Annotated in this window: 18 protein-coding genes and 1 riboswitch; of the genes, 5 read left to right on the top strand and 13 right to left on the bottom strand. The window is 52.2% G+C overall.

Annotated elements, in window-relative coordinates:
• Window positions 1–79 precede the first annotated feature (79 nt).
• Window positions 80–829 (bottom strand): HAD family hydrolase, encoded by a 750-nt coding sequence (locus tag J2T14_RS21565; RefSeq protein WP_307474059.1) that lies wholly within the window; start codon window positions 827–829, stop codon window positions 80–82.
• 141 nt (window positions 830–970) lie between these two features.
• Between J2T14_RS21565 and J2T14_RS21560 the strand changes: the two genes are divergently transcribed.
• Window positions 971–1,156 (top strand): hypothetical protein, encoded by a 186-nt coding sequence (locus tag J2T14_RS21560; RefSeq protein ID WP_307206151.1) that lies wholly within the window; start codon window positions 971–973, stop codon window positions 1,154–1,156.
• A gap of 48 nt (window positions 1,157–1,204) precedes the next feature.
• Here J2T14_RS21560 and J2T14_RS21555 read toward each other — a convergent pair whose 3' ends face one another.
• From J2T14_RS21555 to J2T14_RS21545, 3 genes are all read right to left on the bottom strand, one after another.
• Window positions 1,205–4,705, bottom strand: a complete 3,501-nt coding sequence (locus tag J2T14_RS21555) for a glycosyl hydrolase (RefSeq protein WP_307474057.1) — start codon at window positions 4,703–4,705, stop codon at window positions 1,205–1,207.
• Window positions 4,706–4,982: 277 nt separating this feature from the next.
• Window positions 4,983–5,627: a hypothetical protein gene (locus J2T14_RS21550; RefSeq protein WP_307474055.1), complete on the bottom strand. Its 645-nt coding sequence runs from the start codon at window positions 5,625–5,627 to the stop codon at window positions 4,983–4,985.
• 15 nt (window positions 5,628–5,642) lie between these two features.
• Window positions 5,643–6,308, bottom strand: coding sequence for a peptide-methionine (S)-S-oxide reductase MsrA (locus J2T14_RS21545; protein WP_307474053.1), 666 nt, complete (start codon window positions 6,306–6,308; stop codon window positions 5,643–5,645).
• A 218-nt stretch (window positions 6,309–6,526) separates the two neighbouring features.
• On the opposite strand from J2T14_RS21545, the gene J2T14_RS21540 reads away from it, so the two are divergent.
• Window positions 6,527–7,447, top strand: coding sequence for a helix-turn-helix domain-containing protein (locus tag J2T14_RS21540; protein WP_307474050.1), 921 nt, complete (start codon window positions 6,527–6,529; stop codon window positions 7,445–7,447).
• Between the two features lie 90 nt (window positions 7,448–7,537).
• Here J2T14_RS21540 and J2T14_RS21535 read toward each other — a convergent pair whose 3' ends face one another.
• The 7 genes from J2T14_RS21535 to J2T14_RS21505 form a co-directional block, all read right to left on the bottom strand.
• Window positions 7,538–8,470, bottom strand: coding sequence for a macrolide 2'-phosphotransferase (locus J2T14_RS21535; RefSeq protein ID WP_307474048.1), 933 nt, complete (start codon window positions 8,468–8,470; stop codon window positions 7,538–7,540).
• Window positions 8,471–8,841: 371 nt separating this feature from the next.
• The gene (locus J2T14_RS21530) at window positions 8,842–9,435 is read right to left on the bottom strand and encodes a TetR family transcriptional regulator (protein WP_307474046.1); all 594 of its coding nucleotides are present in this window, start codon (window positions 9,433–9,435) and stop codon (window positions 8,842–8,844) included.
• Between the two features lie 82 nt (window positions 9,436–9,517).
• A complete protein-coding gene (locus tag J2T14_RS21525) occupies window positions 9,518–9,931 on the bottom strand; it encodes a VOC family protein (RefSeq protein WP_307474044.1) in 414 nt (137 codons plus the stop codon).
• 156 nt (window positions 9,932–10,087) lie between these two features.
• Window positions 10,088–10,555, bottom strand: a complete 468-nt coding sequence (locus tag J2T14_RS21520) for a DinB family protein (RefSeq protein ID WP_307474042.1) — start codon at window positions 10,553–10,555, stop codon at window positions 10,088–10,090.
• A gap of 193 nt (window positions 10,556–10,748) precedes the next feature.
• Entirely contained in the window at window positions 10,749–11,084 is a 336-nt protein-coding gene (locus tag J2T14_RS21515) for a hypothetical protein (RefSeq protein WP_307474040.1), read from the bottom strand.
• A gap of 298 nt (window positions 11,085–11,382) precedes the next feature.
• Window positions 11,383–13,209, bottom strand: coding sequence for an APC family permease (locus J2T14_RS21510; RefSeq protein WP_307474807.1), 1,827 nt, complete (start codon window positions 13,207–13,209; stop codon window positions 11,383–11,385).
• A gap of 92 nt (window positions 13,210–13,301) precedes the next feature.
• Window positions 13,302–13,490, bottom strand: a riboswitch (cyclic di-AMP (ydaO/yuaA leader).
• A gap of 345 nt (window positions 13,491–13,835) precedes the next feature.
• On the bottom strand, window positions 13,836–14,321 hold the full coding sequence (locus J2T14_RS21505) for an SRPBCC family protein (RefSeq protein ID WP_307474038.1): 486 nt from the start codon (window positions 14,319–14,321) through the stop codon (window positions 13,836–13,838).
• A 265-nt stretch (window positions 14,322–14,586) separates the two neighbouring features.
• Between J2T14_RS21505 and vanG the strand changes: the two genes are divergently transcribed.
• From vanG to vanT, 3 genes are read left to right on the top strand one after another with little or no spacing between them, the layout of a single operon-like run.
• Window positions 14,587–15,657, top strand: coding sequence for a D-alanine--D-serine ligase VanG (gene vanG / locus J2T14_RS21500; protein ID WP_307474037.1), 1,071 nt, complete (start codon window positions 14,587–14,589; stop codon window positions 15,655–15,657).
• Window positions 15,654–16,460, top strand: coding sequence for a D-alanyl-D-alanine carboxypeptidase family protein (locus tag J2T14_RS21495; RefSeq protein ID WP_307206164.1), 807 nt, complete (start codon window positions 15,654–15,656; stop codon window positions 16,458–16,460). The genes vanG and J2T14_RS21495 overlap by 4 nt, the downstream gene beginning before the upstream one ends.
• A complete protein-coding gene (gene vanT, locus J2T14_RS21490; protein ID WP_307474035.1) occupies window positions 16,457–18,682 on the top strand; it encodes a serine racemase VanT catalytic subunit in 2,226 nt (741 codons plus the stop codon). The genes J2T14_RS21495 and vanT overlap by 4 nt, the downstream gene beginning before the upstream one ends.
• 320 nt (window positions 18,683–19,002) lie before the next feature.
• Here vanT and J2T14_RS21485 read toward each other — a convergent pair whose 3' ends face one another.
• Together J2T14_RS21485 and hflX are read right to left on the bottom strand one after the other, a co-directional pair.
• Window positions 19,003–19,176 carry a hypothetical protein gene (locus J2T14_RS21485; protein ID WP_307206166.1) on the bottom strand — a complete coding sequence of 58 codons (174 nt, stop codon included), beginning with the start codon at window positions 19,174–19,176 and terminating at the stop codon, window positions 19,003–19,005.
• A 97-nt stretch (window positions 19,177–19,273) separates the two neighbouring features.
• Window positions 19,274–20,551, bottom strand: coding sequence for a GTPase HflX (hflX, locus tag J2T14_RS21480; protein WP_307474032.1), 1,278 nt, complete (start codon window positions 20,549–20,551; stop codon window positions 19,274–19,276).
• Between the last annotated feature and the right edge of the window lie 59 nt (window positions 20,552–20,610).

Here is a 20,610-nt window from a genome sequence, read left to right as displayed (position 1 = left end):
AATGTTCGGGAAGTTTAATAGAACAAATATACGTTTTGGCGTTCGCCTTGTCCGTCAACGTATAACCGTCGTTGCCTGCTTATACCGAACTTACCTCGTTTCCCGGAAGCAGCTGGCTTAATTCCTCATAGCTCGACGCTATATGATGCGGCCGGTGCTCCGACTCCGGCATCACGCTCCGATGATTGAACCAAATCACGCTCCACCCCGCCTCAATGGCTCCGATTACATCGTTACGCCAAGAATCGCCAATATAGATGCTGTTCGCCGGCGTTGTCCCCGTCTGTTCGTTCACGTAATCAAATATCCTCCGGTCCGGCTTATCGTGGCCGACCTTGCCCGAAACGAATTGACGCTCCGGCGGGATAAGCGCATCGAGCTCCATCGCCTTGATCTTGCTCATCTGATGCGCTTCCGCCCCGTTCGTGATCAGCCCAACGATATAACCCGCTCGGTTAAGCCGCTCCAGCAATGCCCGCGCGCCGTCGAACATCGTAATGTCGAACTGGCAGCCGATATAGGCCGCCTGAATAGCCGCCGACTGCTGCTCGTTAACCTCTATCCCGAATTCGGCAAGCGTCAATTGGAACCGGCGGCGGCGCATAATCTCCGTCGCTTGCCCTTCCTCCATTTTGCCCGCTCCGCCCATCTCCAGCGACAGAATATCGCTATAATAGCGCATCCTATGGTACGCCTTCTCGTACGGAAACGTTTCGTTCACGCCTACTACGGCATCTACCGCTTTTCGGAACGGCATCAAATGATCGTATAGCGTGTCGTCTACATCGAAGAATACACCCGTATGGGTTAAGCTTATGTCCAAATTCATTGCCTCTCCTGCCTATCAATCGTTTTTTAGTACCTATTCTACCACTACACGTAGGGGATGGCTTCAACGATCGTTAAATGGATAAAAGAACCGCGTCCGAGAATGTATTTATTATTATCTCATCTGCAAAGGAGAAATGGCATGAATACGAGCCAAATCGAGTCGATTCGGGACGCGCTTCCTTTTCTCAGTTCCGTCGCCGATGAGGACTTGCGCGCAGCCGAGCTGGCCTCGGTCGATCTGTGTAAGATCATATGTGCACTTACGGCACTATGCTCGGCGGATGCGTGGCTTCGAAGGAGGCTGCAAGTGCGCATCGGCTCTTAAATTAAAAACGGCGGAACCCAAGGGTTCCGCCGTTTATTCAACTCCTTGCTACTTCTTCACAACGACCGTAATGGTCTCGCTCGAAGTAACGCCTGCCGCATTCACAAGCTCGCATCGATACGCGTATGTGCCTTTGGCCTTGCCGGTGATTGAAGTAACTGCGCTTTGCGCGCCCGGCGTGGATTCGCTAAGCGCCTTCGCCTCGATTAGCTGGCCGTTCTCGTAAAGACGGTATTCCGTCGCATTCGTTCCCCACCACATATTCATCATCACCTTGAACTGGCCGTCTCCATCCCAATTGTCGCTGGATAATACAGCTTTGCCAGGGTTCGCATCCTTCACGGCGACGACGAGCGGCGCGCACGAGGTTGTGCCGTAAACGTTCGTGAGCTCGCAAGTGTACGTATACTTGCCGTTCGTATTGCCTGTAATCGCGGTTGCAACGCTCTGAGCTCCGGGCGACATGTCGGTCAGCCTCTTCGTATTAATCAACACGCCGTTCTCGTACAGCTTGAACTCCGTACCGTTGTTGCCGTGCCACAGGTTCATCGTGACGGTGTAGCTGCCGTCCTTCAATCCCGTATCGCGACCGTTGTTGTCGCTAAGCACCGGCTTGCCGGGAGCCCCCTTCGCCAGCGGCTTCGCAACCGTGAAGCTCACGCTGCCAGCTTGCTCATTGCCTGCCAGATCCGTAACGATATATTGCAACGTGTGAGATCCGACAGCAAGAGTGGAAGAGTTAATAGCCTGACCGCTCGCAATATCCGCTCCGTCAAGCTCCAATTGCTCCGAAGCAACGCCCGAACCCGCGTCCGCGCTTATCAGCTCGAACATCAATGACTCACCCTGCGTAACGTCATGCACGACGCCGCCCGAATGCAGGAGCTGCGCGGACGGCGCTGTTTTGTCCAGCTTCAGCTGAAGCGACTTGACCGATTCCGCAGCGCCTGAAGCATCCGCCGAGTAATACTTGAGGCTTGTTGCGCCTTCGGAAGAAATCATGATAGGCTCTGCGTACACCGCATAAGTGCCATCGTTAACGGCATAATACGTCGTTACCGCATTCCCTTGTTCCGAAGTGCCGGTTAGCGTCAACGTTACATCCTCGTTAAACCATCCGTTCGCATTCGGCGAAGCGGACAAGGAAGCCGATGTTTCCGGAAGTCCGTAACTGTACACGTTATCCGGCAGCTCATCCAGCGTAATGACATATTCGCTGTTGAACACTTTATCCAGATGTTCTGCCGTATTGACGGCGCCGTCTCTAATGAAGTTGCCGGTCCACGTGCTGAACCAGCTCCAATCGGCGTTATAGATTTGAAGCAGATCCGGATCCGGAATCGGTCCGTTCTCCGGCAGCGTCACGAGCTTCTTGTCGTTCACCAAAGCAACGAGGCTGTCATACTTATTGCTGCTTGGGCTGTAATCGCCAGCGGCGTTGTAAATATCTGTACTGATAATGTCTACGACATCGTCGCCTGGATACCAATCCGGCGAAGCCGAGTTCCAAATCCAGATCAGGTTGTTCAGACTATGGTGGTTCGTCATCCGGTCGTACATGATGCGGTACAGCTCCTTCGCCGCTTCCGGACCGCTCGCTCCCCACCAGAACCAGCCGCCTTCCGCCTCGTGAAGAGGTCTCCACAGAACGGCAATGTTCTCGTCCTGCAGGCGCTTCAGCTGCACCGATATCGCATCGATGTCGCGGATCAGCAGCCCGTAATCCTCCGAGTCTTTGTTATCGAGCGCATACTGGAGGTTGAACGTTGTAAATTCCGTATAGAATCCTCTCCACCATTCCTTGCCAACTTCATTGCCAAACAATCCCTTCGGCGCGTTCCAGTGCCAGCATAAGGAGATAAGTCCGCCTCTCTCCGCCCAGTCCATTACTTTCTCGATCTCTTGCGAAGTTGATCCGTACTCCACGCGGGATGGCGAATACTCGATTAAGTCGGACGAAAATATTGCTGGATACTTGCCGGTTTGCTCATAGATCCACTCGACATCTTCCAGGGTTTGTTGGCCCGAAATCATTTTGCTGCCGTAGTTGTCCACGAGATAGTTCATGACCGCCTGCGCCTCCGGCGAAGCGTTCGGATTCGCGAGCGTCTTCGGCACGTTATGCGTCTTCGGCGGGGCCGTCGGCGTCAAGGAAATATAGTCGATATTGTACCATCCCCAGCCAGGCTCGAACCGAATCGTATTTTCACCCGCTTGAAGGAGCAGCTTGCCTGCCTGCTTCTCCGCGAATTCGGTCGTCTGCTCAAGCGGCACGCTTGCCACAGGAGCGCCGTTCAGCAGCACCGAAGTCTCCTTGAAGCCGAAAGGCGCATGATAGCCGATTGCAAAATCATACAGCCCTTCCGAAGCCGCATCGTAAGTCAGCGTAATCGAGCCGCTTCCCGGCATGAACACATAGCCCGTGCCCGAATAACCCGGCGTGTCCGTCAATATTGACGCACCTTCGCCGATTACTCCATCCTCTGCCTCGACGCGGTCGGCTGCAGGCTTGTCGGATTCAAGCGTAATGTACTCAATACCGTAATAACCCCAGTTTCTCGCAAAACCGATCGTGTTCGCGCCTTCTTGAAGCAGTACTTTGCCCGCCGAGTATTCGCCTGTCACTTCTCCGGCAGGCAAGATTGGCAGCTTGGAATTGCCATTAGACAGTCCGTTAACGAGAATCGACGTTTCCTTATCGCCATAAGGGGCGTAATACCCGACGATAAGATTGTACAGCCCTGCCGACGAAACGTTCACATTGAAATTTGCCGTTCCCGGATTCGCTTCATCATGCTCATAGAAGAAGGATACATAGCCTTCGCCGTCATATAGCGCATCGCCGCTGGCAGGAACCGTTCTGAATTCAGGCCCGTTGCCGGCCAGCAAAGCTTCGCCAGCCTTATAAGTGCCAACGACTTGCGTAGGCGGCTCCGGATCGACCGGAATACCGGTCAGCGCTGTCAGTTTGACATTATCCACGTAAATCGAGCCGTTGTAGACGAGGTCCATGTTCTTCTGCAATTGAATAACGAGCTCTCCTTGCGACGAGCCTGTCGGAATGATGACACTCTTATGAATCGGAACATAGTCAATGCCATTGATCGTCTGGGCTCCCGAAGCTAGCGCTGCAATATCATGGTTGCTGTAATCGAGCCCCTGCCAGCTTCCGTTCAGGTCGGTGCTGACGCCAAGCACGCCAGCGAAGGATTGCGGTACGTAGAGATCGTAGTCGATCTTCCCGTATTTCGTTAGATCAAGGCCGTGGTACACCCGAATGGCAGCTGTTTGCCAAGCCGCAGCGTTCGAGTAGCTCGTATTTATTTTGAGCGCGAATCCGTTGTCGGCGGCAGCCAGGTCGCCGCTTGCTTCCACCGAGACAAGCGCATCCCCCCAGCCGCCTTGCCAGCCGCCCGTCGTGCCATCCTCGAAATCATAATTCACATCCTCTGTCTGCGAGTATGCAACACCAGTGAACGGCACTAACAAATAAAGCAGCATAGATAACATAATGATACTGGACAACGATTTTTTCCTTGTTTTGAACAAGCCGCATCCCTCCGCATAATAAATTGGATTATAACGAACCGAATTACACCAATATTATACATTGAAGCGCTTACATAAAATATGGCATTATCATTGTTTTTTGCATGAACACTCATATGTTATCTAACAAACATAACAAATTGAAAAGCGGCTATGGACAAGAGTGCCTCCCGTTCACAGCCGCCTGCGTTATGGTGTATTGCTTGTTAAGATAAGCTGGATGACATTTTAGCATCGCGCTTCGTTCCTCTCCCGAAACGGAGCGCTTAAGCCGCTATTACCCATTCAGATTCGATTGCCCGGCGTATTGCAAAATCGCGATAGCAGCCCGCTCCCTTCGATCCGCATCGTCGCTGCGCATGGCGGCTTCCAATATCGAAAGCGCCTCTCCGACGAGATGAGCGGGTACGGCGGAACTTCCCTCATTTTGCGACGATCGATCCATGCTTGTCGTCCTTACTAGCCAGCTGGCCAGTTGTTCTTTCGAAACAGTCTTCCCGTATCTCGAAACCGAATGCGGCTCCTCCAGGAATGGAAGCAGCTCCTCCCTCAATTCGGATCGGTCGTAACCCTTCAACCAAGTGACGCCGCGCCGATGGCAGCCTCCGTCCTCTTCGTTATCGTAGCGGTCGACATAATAGTAATCGCCCACATCGCCTAGATGGACGGCATCGCCGTCGGCAATAAGGATATAGTCGCCGTCTTGCATGTCGTGCACGAAGCAGCCCAGCTCTTCAACCCTTCTTCCCAGCTCCGCATTCTCCGGGCCGTAAAGCTGTGCCAGCCTGGCGACAAGCTCCACTTGGCTTACATGCTCAAGATCGCCGATCCCCGCCACTCCCGCGCATACGAAGTTGTCATCCAAGAAAGAAGCCATGCGATGCTTCCCTGCTTGCGCAGGCTTCATTTGAAACAATTTCATCCTTCGTCTCCTCCTCTACCAACGAATTTGGGTGATTATATGCAAAATCCGTTCCCTCTCGCCCGAATCGATATTCCAACTCCCGATCTCTTCCCTCAAACGCGACAGGTTGGTATATCCTTTCGCCAAACCGTTCAAACGCGCAGCCACAGTCGATCCAACTAACTCCTCATGCGCAGCATATAGGCCGCTCAGCGCTACAACCGCTTGTGGATATCTGTGCAAATAATATTTTTGATGCCTGTCCTCCGCTGGCCAGAACTGTGTATGCTGTACGATCTCCGTATCCGGGGACGTCTCCCGCTCTTTCAGCACCGAATGAATGGCATCAAGCTGCGACTCGTGATGGTAGATCAATAAGGACCGATATTGCCGTCCCTTGTAGTCGTTAATATTGTATGGATTATGATTATCCCAGAAGAGCCGCAGAAGCTGCCCCAATGTTATGCTGACAGGGTCGTACGTAATCTGTACCGTTTCCGAATGATCGCCCATCTCGCGGTACGTCGGCGCAGGAATTGTGCCTCCCGCATAACCCGTGCGCGTGCGAACGACGCCGGGCAAGCTGCCGAACAATGCGTCGGGGCTCCAGAAGCAGCCCATGCCGATCGTCACCGTATGATGAATCGGTTCTGAGCCGATATCCGCGCCAGCATGCTCCCCATTACCCATCCCGCTCATCTGCACGACTCCTCCTTCAACAAATATAACTGGAATAGCTACCTTTATTGTAGCGGAAATGGTCGGTTTTTACGAAATAGCTGCTGCGGAACCCCTCCATTCAACCGCTGGTTGCAAAGCTTCATTCAACCAACATTTGATAGGCTGCCGAACGGCCGCATGCTATGCTGATATGGACAGTGCGCGCTGTACGTTAACCTTGCGGGAGGAATTGAAAAATGCTTGATTTGCGTCTGATTGGAGCCTACATTTCGAAGCTTAGGAAAGAGAAGGATCTTACGCAGATGGAGGTGGCCGATCAACTGAACGTGAGCCACCAAGCGGTCTCGAAGTGGGAACGCGGCGAGTCGATGCCGGATATCGGAACGCTGCCGCAGCTGGCGAAGTTTTTCGGAACGACAGTCGATGACATCATTAACGGCGGTCTTATAAACAGCGAGCACAGCCAGCATGCCGGTACGATTATTGAGAAAATAGCAGACAACGAAACCGAGCAGCTTGCCGATATGGTGAACGACGGGATGATCGAGGCCGAAGAGCTTGTGGAGGTTGCTCCGCTTATGAAAGCAAGCACGCTGAAGCAGGTGACCGATAAAGTGGATAAAACCCGCTTCAGCATGGACGTTATTCAGCAATTAGCGCCCTTCATCGACCCGGAAACCATTGACAGTCTCGTGCTTCAGGCAGCGGATCAACAAATACCATGGGAGACGGTAAGCTCGCTCGCCCCATTTATCAGCAGGGGAGCGCTTAGCGAACTGGTCGATCGGACGATCGCCGGCACTGTAGATCTATCGCACATTGTCGGACTCGCTCCCTTCCTCCACAATGAGCAGGTCGATAGGCTCGTCTTGCAAGCGGAGACCGGCAATCTGAACTGGGACGCCGTTCAAAGCCTCGCCCCGTTCATCGGCCAAGATACGCTCGGCCGACTCGTCGATCAAGTGGCCGATGGCAGCCTGGGCGCGGGTCGCATCGCGGGTCTAGCCCCCTTCCTTGCCAGGCAGCATATCGAGAAGCTGCTGGAAGGCATGAACGAGGACAATTACAACCCCGACCTGCTCGCCAGCCTCGCCCCTTTCATCGGGAAGGAAACGCTCAGCAAGCTTGTGGCAGGCCTCGTAAGCCGTATGAAATAATCGAGACGCATAACGAAGGGAAATTACCAATAACCGCGCAGCTACGAAGCTTCGCGGTTATTGGTTCAGATAGATCTACTTTTCTTCGTCTCAGTCGACATTCCAGCTCGCTATCATGCCTCTTGCCATTTCCATATCGGTTTCTTTGCCCGTAATAAGCGCAAACTTGGCTACCAATGCCGGGTAGGCGGCCCATTGCTCGGCGATATGCTCGGCCATGCGAGGCCATGTTCGGCCTCCCGCAATTTCATAGCGCGTTAGCAGATCCTGCAGCCCTTCCTTGCCGAATAGAGCATAGTAAATGACAAAGTCCTTGCCCGGGTCCCCAATCTCCGCCTCCGTCCAGTCAATCAAACCCGTCACGCGCTGCGTTTGATCCACGATAATATGCGGCGGATGCATATCTCCGTGATTTAGCACCGAATGCTTCGGCCAATATGAGCCTGAAGACAACCAAGCGGTCCAACGCTCGCTCAATGCGGCGGGAATGGCGAAGCTTTGTTTAATTTCTTCGATGTTCGCGGCAAAAGCTTCCCGGGCCTCCGTAGGCGACTTGATGCGAACGCCGGCCCGTACCGCCTCACCGTGATCGATGTTATGCAACGCGGACAACGTCTCGGCAAACGAATTGAAAAAAACATCCGACAGCGAATCCTGGGCGAATTGCCACGCATAACCGCCCCCAGCCGGATCAACGACGGCAACGGGCTGCCCGCTTAACAATGGATAAGCAATAAGCTCAGGCGTACAGATCTGCCAGTCGGGCACCTCGACGGGAAGATGCTTGCCTACGACTGCCAGCACCTTTCGCTCGTTTTCCGCTCGTTCCCATACATCGGAACGTCTAGGCTGGCGAAGAACCCATTCGCGGCCGCTATCGTCCTTCGCGAAAGCGACGAGGAAATCCATCCCCGATTCGTTCATCTCGACATGCTCGGGCGACAATTGCAACCCGTTACGCAGCGACAACACCAGCAGTTCTTGCTTCACAGTCTCATAATCATTTGAAAGTCGTTTTGTCATAATAGGTATTCTCCTCTTCGATTGAAAATAAAAAAAAGCACAGACATCATCTGTCTGCGCAGCCGTAATCGAAAGTAGAAACGCCTAAATACGCGTAAAACGAAGCACCCGAAAAACACGCAAAACAGACGCTCCCCGGGCGGGAGGATCACATTACGATAGACGGGCACACGTGTATTAGGCATAATAATCCCGATTACTCTGCACGAAACAGAGACGAAGCAATCATTGCAAGATGTCGCAACGCTTCATTAACCGAGAAAATTTACCACACGTAACCCTCCCATCGATAAGTTACCAACATAATAACATAGATGGCAGAATGCAGCCAGTTGGTAACTGAAGAAAAAGTCGTCGTTCTACCTTTCCTGCTACTCTTGCCGTCTAATGCCCTCTAGAAACAATGCCAGCGTCCGCATTGCTTCCTCGAGCGCATTCGGCCGTGTCTCCGCATGGGCCAGCCACAGCGAGGCTTCGTTAAGCGCGCCGGACAAAAAATGCGTCATCGCATCGACCGAAGCATCCTTCAAATACCCTTGCTCTTGCATAAGCTGCAGCTGTCCTCTTAACAAGCTCATCGAATGCGTCTCGTCCATTTCACGCCATACGTTCCAGCCCAAGATAGCCGGACCGTCGATCAGCATGATGCGCTTGCTGCTGTCTTCTATCGCAGCCATCACGAAGGCGCGGCAGCCCAGATAGAGCTGCTCCCATACGTCCTCCGACGTGGAAGCATCCTGCTCAATACGCTGGGCCACCTCGCGTTGGACGGATTCCAGCACGCTGCGGAACAGCTCTTTTTTGCTGCGAAAATGATGATACACCGCGCCGCGCGTTAGGTTCGCTTCAAGAACGATCTGCTCCAGCACGGTATCCGCGTAACCGTGCTCCGTGAAGTGCCGCCTTGCTATATCCATCAGCTTAAGAATCGTCTCATTCGTCTCTGCTTTCGTTTTTCTTGCCATAGGGGAACTCCATTCGTCTGCTTATCACCGTCTCAAGACGGTGCAACTAGTTGTCATTCATTGTAGCGGACGTTATCCAAGCTTACAAGTATTGATCGCGATAAGACTCGTCCGGCGGAATCACTTGAATCATATCGATCAAGACGCCGTTCGGATCGATTGTAATAAAGTGCCGCTGTCCAAACGCTTCATCCCGGATCTCCTGAATTAAGGGCAGCTTGGCTATCCGTACGAGGCGCTCATATTCGGCATCGACATCTTCTACCTCCAGATTTAAAATAAGTCCCTGCGCGCTCGACCGATGTCCCTCTGGAACAGTGGGATGATTTGCATCCAAAATGGCCAATTCAAACGGCATATCGCCGCTATCCAGCTTTAAGCTCACATACCAATCCGCCTCGAACACCTTCTCGAAACCGAAGTAAGTCGTATAGAAGTCTGTCGTCCTCGCCACTTGTCCTGTCTGGATGACCGGATAAAAACTCGTTACTTTCATTTGAATAGCCTCCTGTGCTCTTATAATGGAACCTAATTTCATGTTCACTTTAACATACATTCTGTATGTATGTAAATAACGTCGTCCAGAACGTATAAGGGAATGAAAGAAAAGAAGGTCATCCTTTGCATTGATGCAAGGGATGACCTCTTTATTTTAGTTGGCAAATCGTTTGAGCAGTCTGATCGTATTGATGTGCATTCCTTCGTGGTAGAGGGTGAACGTTAGGAACTCTCCTATCGTACTTAGTTGCACGCCAGAACCTGTCGTATAAGTTGGTGTGACTGGTTCGTCCAAACGGTCCAGCAATGCCTTATGAATCCGTTTTGGCTGCTCGGCCAGCATCTCCAGCAGCACCTCAAGCGCCGGAGGCTTTTCCTTCCAATCGGCAGGCTTCGTCCCTCTCGCAAACAACCGCTCGAAGCTCTCTGACAATTGCACCGGCTCACCGGCAAAATGAAACGCAAACTTCTCTTGCACCAAGTAAATATGCCCTAAGTTCCATCTCAAACTGTTGTTGAACCCTTCCGGAACGATATCCAGCGTCTGCTCGGAAATGCCCTCTACTGCCTTAATCGTAAGATTGCGGATAGATTCGATTTGGGTGAACAAATTTTCGTTCATAGGATCCCTCATTCTATTGTGAATTTTAATAGCTTAGGAGCAGATGAAATTCATTACCCATAGTTTACCATATGAATCCTCTCTGAGACATAGGAATACGCATTTCAAAATAGAGTGCTTGATTACCGTAATGGAGCATGTAGCTTTGTTTTATTCTTCTCGATTTTTCAAAGTTGAATTTTTGCGAGCTTGGTCATACATCAATCTTGTAATGATTCTCGCCTTGCTTTTCATGAAGATATTCAATACCCAAATCATCGTTTTTATGATTAACCGTGTCGTTTATGCATCTGCCAAAGTGATGGGTAAATGCAATCGAAGGCAATTTGTAGGGCAATTTAAGTTCTTTATGATGAAGCGTTTCGCATTCTTGCAATGCTTCTTCAACCGATTTATAGCCAATTTCAAAAAAAGGCTTCTCATATGGGGGAACGTCGCCGCGTGGTTCTGCACCCACCGTATGAATCTGGGTTGTCATTGTCATCAAAAGGCACACGGACAAACACATTATGAAAGCTCTGCTCGTCATAGAAGTTTCACCACCTTAACTTATTACCGGTAGTGTACCCATTCCCATCGGTGGATAAGAACCGTTTTGTAATAATAACTGCAAAAAACTCCCGCTAATTCCGCCCATTTCAGCGTCTCGGCCACCTACCGCCAATATTAACGCCAGAAAAAGGAGCTATTTCGTTCAACCGGCCGATAGCACTGAAATTAACGGGATTAATTCCCGTTTTTGCTAACCCCCAGCAAGCGTAGCCCATTAGAAAGAGGCTGCCCACAAGCTCGCTCATGGAACAGCCTCTCCCCTATCGACAAACCCGCTATTTTTTCAAATGGTACGGAACGGTCGTAACGATTACGTCTCTGCGATGCAGCAGGTTGGCCCGAATCATGAGACTGGTTTGATTGTGGAGGATATTGTGCCAGCCCTTCTTCGGAATGAACTGCGGGATGACGACCGTCACCTGATAGCTCGACTCGCTTGCTTTGCGCTGAACCGTATCGATGAACTTGAGCAACGGATGGATGATCGACCGATAGGGCGAGTGAAGCGTCACTAGCCGAACGTCAGGCATCCATTTCCCCCATTTCTCCTGGAATGCCGCTTCTTCCTCCCTTTCGAAAGGAATGTACACGGCAATAATCTGATCCGCCTTTAACGACTTCGCATAGTTGATCGAATTCTCGACGACATGCGTAATGCCGGCCACCGGCAAAATCATAACATTCCCTTCGATTACAATAGGCGGCTCGCATGTAGCCAGGCGGAGCTGCTCGCCCACCGCTTCATAATGCTTCTTAATCCGCAGGAATAAATAAATGATGAGCGGAAGGAACACGAGAATCGTCCATACCTGCTCGAACTTCGTCAAGAAGAACATGATCGTTACGACAAAGCTGATGAGCGCGCCCGCCGCGTTAATGATAAGCTTCGTGACCCAGCCCTTCGGCTTCTCGCGAATCCACTTCACGATCATGCCCGTCTGCGAAAGCGTGAACGGAATGAATACCCCCACCGCATAAAGCGGAATCAGATGCTCCGTCTGTCCATGGAACGCGACAATAAGCACGATCGACAACACGCCCAAAATAATAATGCCGTTGGAGTAACCAAGACGATCGCCCCTCGCGGTGAACATGCGCGGGATGAACTTATCCTTCGCCAAGTTGACTGCCAGCAGCGGAAATGCCGAGTAGCCCGTGTTCGCGGCCAGAATAAGAATAAGCGCCGTCGTACCCTGAATGAAATAATACATCAAATTCCGGCCAAACGTCTCCTCGGCAATCTGCGATACGACCGTCGCTTCCACTTTCGGCGTAATGCCGTAATAGTAAGCGAGCCAGACGATGCCTGAGAACAGCAGCGCCAGCAATACACCCATCGCGATCAGCGTCTTCGCGGCATTGTTCGGGGCCGGATCTTTGAAATTCGGAATCGCATTGGAGATCGCTTCGACGCCCGTTAGGGCCGAGCTGCCCGACGCGAACGCCCTAAGCAGCAGGAACAAGCTAATGCCCGCAACCGGCGTTCCGATTGGCGCATGCAGCTCCGGCGACACTTGGCCCGTCATCACGTTATAGATGCCGACACCGATCAAAACGAACAATGCCAATACGAACAAGTAGACTGGATAAGCTAGAATCGAAGCCGATTCCGTAACGCCCCTTAGGTTCAATATCGTGATCAGAATAACGAAAATTATCGCGATCAGAACCGTTTGCTCATGCAGACTCGGAAAAGCGGACGTAATCGCGTCCGTCCCAGCCGACACGCTTACTGCAACCGTTAATATATAATCGACCAGCAAAGAGCCTCCCGATATGAGCCCGGGGAACAACCCCAAGTTTTGTTTCGATACGACATACGCTCCGCCGCCATGCGGATATGCGAAAATAATTTGCCGATACGATAAGATCAATGCCGTCAATAATACTAATACGCCGATTGCAATCGGTACCGAATACCAGAATGCCGCTACGCCGATCGTAACAAGGACGAGCAATATTTGCTCTGGTCCATACGCTACCGAGGAAAGCGCATCCGAGGACAGAATGGCGAGCGCCTTCGACTTCGCGAGCTTCTGTTCGCCTAATTCCGCCGACTTAAGCGGACGACCGATCAATAATCTTTTGATTGAAGCGAACATCATGTCACCACCGTTAATTAATTGTGCAAAAAAGGCATAACAAAAAAAGCCTGCAGGGAACTCCCCGCGGCCCTAAATCCAGCCGAAGTTGATTCACCTCTCCCAACGCTTGCAAGGTTAGCTGACGGATTCGGGCGTTTAGAGTCGCCCTACCGCGGATGCTGCCTGCATGCAGGCGGCGATCGCGGATTCACCCCGGCGACGTGGCAAGCATTTGCCTGGCGTCGCAATTGGTTCCCCTGCTTCCCGCTTCAAGAGCGGAAACTCAGCGATTCGTGATCATATATTTAAATGCATAACGATCATAGTCCTCTGCGATTGGAAAGTAAACCGGCGTTTTCGTTCAAAAAACGTTAAAAAAGTCAGATGAAATGCATGAATGCGCATACATAAGAAGAATTCGCCTTGGATGTCTTCTCTTTGCGGATATAGGCCTCGATGTTCTTCGATCTTGTGCTTACGCTTAATAGGATGTCCAGTCCCTTGCGAACGAATTCGCCTTCGAATACGCTTTTCTGGATACCCTCGGAAATTAGAAGGATATTGGAGTATATAATCCCGGACGCAAAAGAGGCCGCCCCCAGGGCAGCCTCTTACTCGTTTATGATGATCTCTTACTAACCTTCTTATAACGATGCCAACAGCTCCGCTAGACGATCCAGTGTTTGATTGCCGCCTTCGATTGCTCCGTATTCCTTGACGACGAAATCGCGCTCCGCCGCTGTTTTGAACAGCATCTGCATCGTAATCGATGTTTTGTCCCCGTCTGCTTCGAACGTAACTGTCGTTTGGAATTGGCCCGGGCTATCCTCTTCTCCGTCACTGGAAGCGTAAACGAGGAGCTCCGGATTCCGCATGTCGATAAATACGATTTGATTCGGATAATCGACGCCGTCCGGCCCATGCATAATAAACCTCCATGCGCCGCCAAGCTTGAAGTCGAATTGCTGCGTCGTAATCGCGAAGCCCTTCGGACCCCACCAGTTGGCGAGATGCTCGGGTTTCGACCACACCTCCCAGACCAATTCCCTCGAAGCGTTGAACGTACGGCTTATTACGATTTCTCGATCCTTTACATCTTCCACTGCTTGATTCGCGTTATTCCCTGTCATTTTTATAACCTCCGCTATTTTGATGATTCTTTATCGCAAACGTTGTTCAATCCCATGAATTGAATATACCATAAAGAGAATATTCCTGTAAAGGAATATTTAATTTATAATATACCGCGTGAGCCAGTACACCTGACCTTGCTGTTCATATTTATAAAATATTTAAGTCATCTTAATAGTTCTTAATGTTTTCTTTCCGGTTTATTTAATTCCGCTCTCTATAATCAAGGGCAAGCTCGATATTCGAGAGGGGAGAAAATAAACAATGACTATTCAAAATATAGCCGTGCTGTTCGGCGGCCAATCTACGGAATACGGGGTTTCTTTGCAATCAGCCGCTTCGGTGATCGACCACTTGGACCGCTCCAAGTATGCGGTCATTATGATCGGAATAACGCGCGAGGGCGCTTGGTTCAGATACAACGGAAGCACGGATGAGATCCGGAACGATCGCTGGCATTCGCATGCGAGCCGCATCCCAGCCTTCCTATCGCCTAGCCGGTCTATAGCCGGAATCGTTGAATTGGCAGGCACGGAATATCGCACTGTACCTGTAGATGCAATAATTCCCGTGCTGCACGGCCGCAATGGAGAGGATGGAACGTTGCAAGGGCTGCTTGAATTGTCCGGTATCCCTTTCGTCGGCTGCGATACGCTTTCGTCGGCGATATGCATGGACAAGGCAATCGCGAGTTCGCTCGTACGGGCGGCCGGCATTGAAACAGCCGCAACGGTTACGGTATGGGAAGGCGGAGATATGGAGGCTGCGGCGGTTGAGGCTGCGAAGTTCGGATTTCCTTTGTATGTGAAGCCTTCCAGATCGGGTTCTTCGTTCGGCATCACGAAAGCTTATAATCGTTCGGAGCTTCTTGCAGGGATTCGCGAGGCATTCGCCCACGACAAGAAAGTTGTGATCGAGCAAAATATAGACGGGTTCGAGGTCGGCTGCGCGGTTCTTGGAGGCGGGGACGAGCCGTTCATCGCCGAGATCGACGAGATCGAGCTGGCGGGCGGGTTTTTCGATTATGACGAGAAATATTCGCTGCGCACCTCGCAGATTGTGCTCCCGGCACGGTTGGATACGGGACTTGCCGACCAGGTGAAAGCGGCGGCTCGGTTAATCTACAAGACGCTAGGCTGCACCGGACTTGCCCGAGTAGATATGTTCATTGCGCAGGATGGCCGCATCGTGTTCAACGAAGTCAATACGATGCCCGGCTTTACCGCCTCCAGCCGTTATCCGAACATGATGCGTCACAGCGGCGTCACCTATCCGCAGCTAATGGATCGGCTTATTGAGCTCGCTATCGCCGGGAAGGAGTTGGGCACGCGATGACCCATACGACCATTGTCAGCCTGGATAGCACATTCATTCATGCCGGGCCTATAGTACTCGTGAACGGCGAGCATCCCGTCATCGCGCCGCCGCTGGCGAGCAGCCTTATACCCGTCGCATCCGTTCCTTCGGCAAGCGCCGAGGAGCGGCAGCCGTTGCTTGAGCGTACATGCTTACGGCAGCTTGAGGCATGGCTTGCGGCAAGCGGGGCGTCGGGCAGCATCGGGATCGTCAGCGGTTATCGCACCCGCGAGCAGCAGCAGCAAATCTATGAACGTTCTCTCGCGGAGAACGGCTTTGCCTTTACGTCAAGCTACGTCGCTCTGCCGAACCGCAGCGAACATCAGACCGGGTTGGCCGTCGATCTTAGTGAACTGGCCGACAATGTCGATTACATCCGTCCTTCGCTGCCCGATCACGGCGTATTCGCAGCTTTCAAGCGAATGGCGGCATCCTTTGGATTCATTCAACGTTATAAAGAAGGCTTCGAATCGATGACGGGCATAGCGTGCGAACCGTGGCATTATCGTTATGTCGGCGCTCCGCATTCGCTTATTATGGAGCGGCATAATTGGTGCTTGGAGCAGTATATCGCGGTAATGAGGCGATTCACGGCCGATAATCCTTATGAGCATTGGAGCGATGGGACATTGACGGCAGAAGTCTATTACGCGAAGGCCTCTGAGACGCCGGAGACGACAATTCCGATTGGCAATGCAATCTCAAGGCATGAGTGGTCGGGCAATAATAGCGACGGATTCATCGTAACGGTCTGGCGCGGGCAGGAGCAGATGCTGTCGTGATTGCCTCTCAACGCGGCCGTGCGGGCGTTAACATCGACGGGTTCAAGCTTGTCGCAGCCCTGCTCGTCATTGCCGTTCATACCGGCCCGCTCATGACGTATAGTCCGCAGGCCGACTTTTTGTTAACCGGAATCATCGCGCGGCTGGCCGTACCTTTTTTCTTCATCGCATCCGGCTACTTCTTGTTCCGTAAAGCCATGAACGATTATGTAAGCAGCCTAGGTTGGAAGCCATTGCACCGCTTTGCGTTCAAAACGGCCAAGCTATACGGGATCGCTATTGTGATTTATATCCCGCTTAATCTCTATACGGGGTATTTTACGGCGGCGGAAGGATTCAGTCCGGGAGGGTTAGTCCGCGATCTCGTTTTTAACGGGACGTTCTATCATTTATGGTATTTGCCCGCATCGATACTCGGGATGTATATCGCCTACGCGCTTTATAGAAGCTTATCGTTGAAGGCAACGCTAACCGCAGCGTCCCTTCTGTATATGGTTGGATTGTTTGGCGACAGCTACTATGGGCTGACGGCTTCGAACGATACTTTATCGGGGGTTTATGACGGCATGTTCGCAGTGTTCGATTATACGCGTAACGGCGTTTTCTTTACTCCTTTATACTTTGCGCTAGGGGCTTTGGCGGCGCATCAAGCAGTCCGGCACGCGGACGGAGGCAGGGGGCTTTCTTTTAAAGCTAATTTCGCTGGGTTTGCAGTATCGATGGCTCTCCTGTTTGCCGAAGGAATGACGCTTCGCGGTTTGGAATGGCCTCGCCATGACAGCATGTACCTGCTTCTCGCTCCCTCCGTTTATTTCCTGTTCCAGTGCTTGCTCATAGGCAAAAACCGGCTCGGCATTTCCAAGAGTGCCGGGCTCTATATGAGACAGCTGAGCGCTTGGATTTATATTTTGCATCCTGCGCTCATTGTGGCCGTTCGATTTGCCGCGAAGGCGACGGGACTAGCCGATGTTTTCGTCGCGAACAGCTTGGTTCATTATTTAGCCGTGTCCGTGCTGTCCGTTGCGGTATCCATGCTCGTCGTCTATGCGGGAGCCCGGCGGCGGCGGCGCGACGCGGTGAATCATGAGGTTCATGCGGTCAAACACCGCGCCTGGGCGGAGATTAGCCTCACGAATGTGCGGCATAACTTGTCGGAGCTGAAGCGCGTGCTTCCCGGCTCCTATGCCGTTATCGCCGTCGTGAAGGCGAATGCTTACGGACATGGAAGCGTCCGCGTCTCGCAGCATCTTAGTGCGTTAGGCGTCAAACAATTCGCTGTTGCCGACATCGAAGAAGCCATTGCATTGCGGAACCAAGGCGTTCGCGGCGATATTCTAATACTGGGATATACTTCGCCAAGCCGCGCAGGCGACCTCAAGAGGTTCAAGCTGACCCAGACTTTGGTTAGCGCGGAATACGGCCGGCAGTTGGATGCGTGCGGCAAGCGGCTTCGCGTTCATGTGAAGATCGATACCGGCATGAATCGACTTGGCGTGCTGCACGACGATATGGACCGCCTGCTCGATTGCTACAAGCTCGAACGGCTTACCGTTACAGGGACGTTCAGCCATCTGTCCGTGTCGGACAGCCGGAAACCGGAGCACATCACCTTCACGCATAAGCAGCTGCAGCGGTTCGATCATGCGCTAGCCGTGATCCGAGCGGCCGGGTTCGATCCCGGTGTCGTTCATATGCAGAGCAGCTACGGCATCTTGAATTATCCGTACCGCGAGTATGATGCAGCCCGCCCCGGCATCGCCCTTTACGGGGTCATGAGCAATGAAGACGATGCGCTTAGATCGCAAGTCGACTTAAGACCCGCTCTCTCGTTGAAGGCGACGGTTACGCAAGTTAAGGCAGTTGAAGCCTATAGCCCCGTTGGTTACGGGCATTCCTATGTACCGGAACGCGACGTGCGGATCGCTACAATCTCGATCGGCTATGCGGACGGCATTCCCCGCGAGCTGTCCGTTCATGGAGGCTATGTCCTCATTCACGGTCAGCGTGCTCCGATCAAAGGCATCATCTGCATGGATCAGATGATCGTGGACGTCACCCACATTAAGGATGTGCAGCAGGGCGATACTGCGACAATTATCGGACAAGACGGCAGCGAGCTCATCACCGCAGGCCAGCTCGCAAAGCGCTGCGGCACGCTGACGAACGAAATTTTGAGCCGCCTCGGAAGCCGCATTGTCCGCGTTTATACGCAGGGTGGCTAAGCTGGAACGTCGGTTAGTTGAGCAAACTTGTCGAGTACAACACCCCAATCGATTTGCCTATGTTGGATTTCTGCAATAACTTTGCCATGATAATGTCTTTTCACGCCCAAATCGGCCTGCTAAGTTGCAAATATCCAATATAGCTCATCCTATGGGGTCATTGATGAAAAGTTACTGCAATAATCCACTATAGCCTCTCTTGTGGCAGCGATGCGGAGATAGTGCAGCCGTAATAAAAACCCTCTTGTGCACACAAAGGAAGCTTGCAGCTTCTCAATGCCGCACAGGAGGGTTTCTTTTTCAAAAAAATCCCCTTCTAGCTATTCCCGCAGTTGACCTATACCTTCATATATTTCCGCCATCCCATCCAATATCCCGGACAACATGGTATGCGAATCTTTGCTTCTCCACGACTGTGCCAGTATGACGTCGGCCGTCTGAATATAAGGCGCGTCAATGAGCTCTCCCTTCCGTACATCGAGCATCGTAGCCATGCAGGCAGGTGCTAGGGGGAGACGGTAACGACAAAAAAGAGCGCCCGCAGGCACTCTCTTTCATTCTTGACTTAACCAACATGGCATACCGTCCGCTCTATTCGACCTCTACCGGCTCAACGAATACATCCTTGAATTTATCGTAATCCGCTTGCCTGCATTCCATGACAAGGCGCGTGCCGTTCAGTTCATAACTCGTTTCTTGAATGTTCGCGTTCGTATTGAAATACGCCACGACGCGGCCTTCCGTGAACGGGATAATGACCTCGCACTTCACGTAGTCCTGGAAAATCCGTTTCTTCGTGAGCGTGACCAGCTCATCCAGTCCCGCACCCTCCTTGACGGACATATATACCTTATCGTCATTTACTTGCGGGTATGGCTCGTTCGTCAGATCCGTCTTGTTATAGGCAAAAATCATCGGAATATGATCGGCCCCCAGCTCCTTGAGCGTCGAATTCGTCACGTTGATGAGCCGCTTGTACTCTTCGTTCGAGTAATCGACGACCTGAATGAGAAGATCGGCTTCGGCCACTTCCTCGAGCGTCGAGCGGAACGCCTTCACCAAATAATGCGGCAGCTGGCTGACGAAGCCGACCGTATCGGTGAGCAGGAACGACTTGTTGTCCGGCAGCTCGATGCTGCGAACCGAAGTCTCCAGCGTGGCGAAAAGCATGTCTTTGGCGAACACTTGCTTGTTCGATTCCGGCATGAACGCATCGAGCAGCTTGTTCATGAGACTCGACTTGCCCGCATTCGTATAACCGACGAGACAGACGACTGGGATGCCCGTCTTCTGCCGCTGCTTGCGCTGAACTTGACGCTGCGCAACCAGCTTCTCAAGCTCGGTCTGCAGCGCGGAGATCCGATCCTCGATACGCCGGCGATCGAGCTCCAGCTTCGTCTCGCCCGTTCCTTTGTTCTTCATGCCCGATCCGCCGCCTTGGCGTCCGAGCGATTCGCGCAGGCCGACAAGCCTTGGCAGCATATATTGGAGCTGCGCCACTTCGACCTGCAGCTGCGCCTCGCGCGTCTTCGCCCGTTCCGCGAAGATATCGAGAATGAGGATCGTACGGTCGATGACCTTCTTCTCCAGCGAGCTCTCCAGGTTGCGAATTTGCGAGGGGGACAGCTCATCGTTGAAAATGACGGTCGACGCGTCGACGCCCGCTACGAGCGCGGACAATTCATCGATTTTGCCGCTGCCGATGTAATGCGAGCTGTTGATCTTGGCCATATTCTGGGTCAGCTCGCCAACCACCTCGATATTGCATGCTTCAGCCAGATTGCGAAGCTCTTCCATGGAGTAAGCAAAATCAGGCCGATCCTGTAAGTTTACGCCGACGATAACGGCTTTATTGTTAGGTTGTTCCATATAGTAATTCCTCCTTCAAGGTCCGATAAATACAAAAAAACACACTGGCAATGCAGCCT

Source organism: Paenibacillus harenae (assembly GCF_030812415.1).
Lineage (GTDB): Bacteria > Bacillota > Bacilli > Paenibacillales > Paenibacillaceae > Pristimantibacillus > Pristimantibacillus harenae_A.
Note: the sequence above shows the minus strand (reverse complement) of the source record. Positions and strands in the feature narration are given on the sequence as shown.

Bases quoted from the DNA above. Each gene is read 5' to 3' on its own strand.
- J2T14_RS21565 (WP_307474059.1), bottom strand. From the start codon at position 829: ATGAATTTGGACATAAGCTTAACCCATACGGGTGTATTCTTCGATGTA.
- J2T14_RS21560 (WP_307206151.1), top strand. From the start codon at position 971: ATGAATACGAGCCAAATCGAGTCGATTCGGGACGCGCTTCCTTTTCTC.
- J2T14_RS21550 (WP_307474055.1), bottom strand. From the start codon at position 5,627: ATGAAATTGTTTCAAATGAAGCCTGCGCAAGCAGGGAAGCATCGCATG.
- J2T14_RS21545 (WP_307474053.1), bottom strand. From the start codon at position 6,308: ATGAGCGGGATGGGTAATGGGGAGCATGCTGGCGCGGATATCGGCTCA.
- J2T14_RS21540 (WP_307474050.1), top strand. From the start codon at position 6,527: ATGCTTGATTTGCGTCTGATTGGAGCCTACATTTCGAAGCTTAGGAAA.
- J2T14_RS21535 (WP_307474048.1), bottom strand. From the start codon at position 8,470: ATGACAAAACGACTTTCAAATGATTATGAGACTGTGAAGCAAGAACTG.
- J2T14_RS21530 (WP_307474046.1), bottom strand. From the start codon at position 9,435: ATGGCAAGAAAAACGAAAGCAGAGACGAATGAGACGATTCTTAAGCTG.
- J2T14_RS21525 (WP_307474044.1), bottom strand. From the start codon at position 9,931: ATGAAAGTAACGAGTTTTTATCCGGTCATCCAGACAGGACAAGTGGCG.
- J2T14_RS21520 (WP_307474042.1), bottom strand. From the start codon at position 10,555: ATGAACGAAAATTTGTTCACCCAAATCGAATCTATCCGCAATCTTACG.
- J2T14_RS21515 (WP_307474040.1), bottom strand. From the start codon at position 11,084: ATGACGAGCAGAGCTTTCATAATGTGTTTGTCCGTGTGCCTTTTGATG.
- J2T14_RS21510 (WP_307474807.1), bottom strand. From the start codon at position 13,209: ATGTTCGCTTCAATCAAAAGATTATTGATCGGTCGTCCGCTTAAGTCG.
- J2T14_RS21505 (WP_307474038.1), bottom strand. From the start codon at position 14,321: ATGACAGGGAATAACGCGAATCAAGCAGTGGAAGATGTAAAGGATCGA.
- vanG (WP_307474037.1), top strand. From the start codon at position 14,587: ATGACTATTCAAAATATAGCCGTGCTGTTCGGCGGCCAATCTACGGAA.
- J2T14_RS21495 (WP_307206164.1), top strand. From the start codon at position 15,654: ATGACCCATACGACCATTGTCAGCCTGGATAGCACATTCATTCATGCC.
- J2T14_RS21485 (WP_307206166.1), bottom strand. From the start codon at position 19,176: ATGGCTACGATGCTCGATGTACGGAAGGGAGAGCTCATTGACGCGCCT.
- hflX (WP_307474032.1), bottom strand. From the start codon at position 20,551: ATGGAACAACCTAACAATAAAGCCGTTATCGTCGGCGTAAACTTACAG.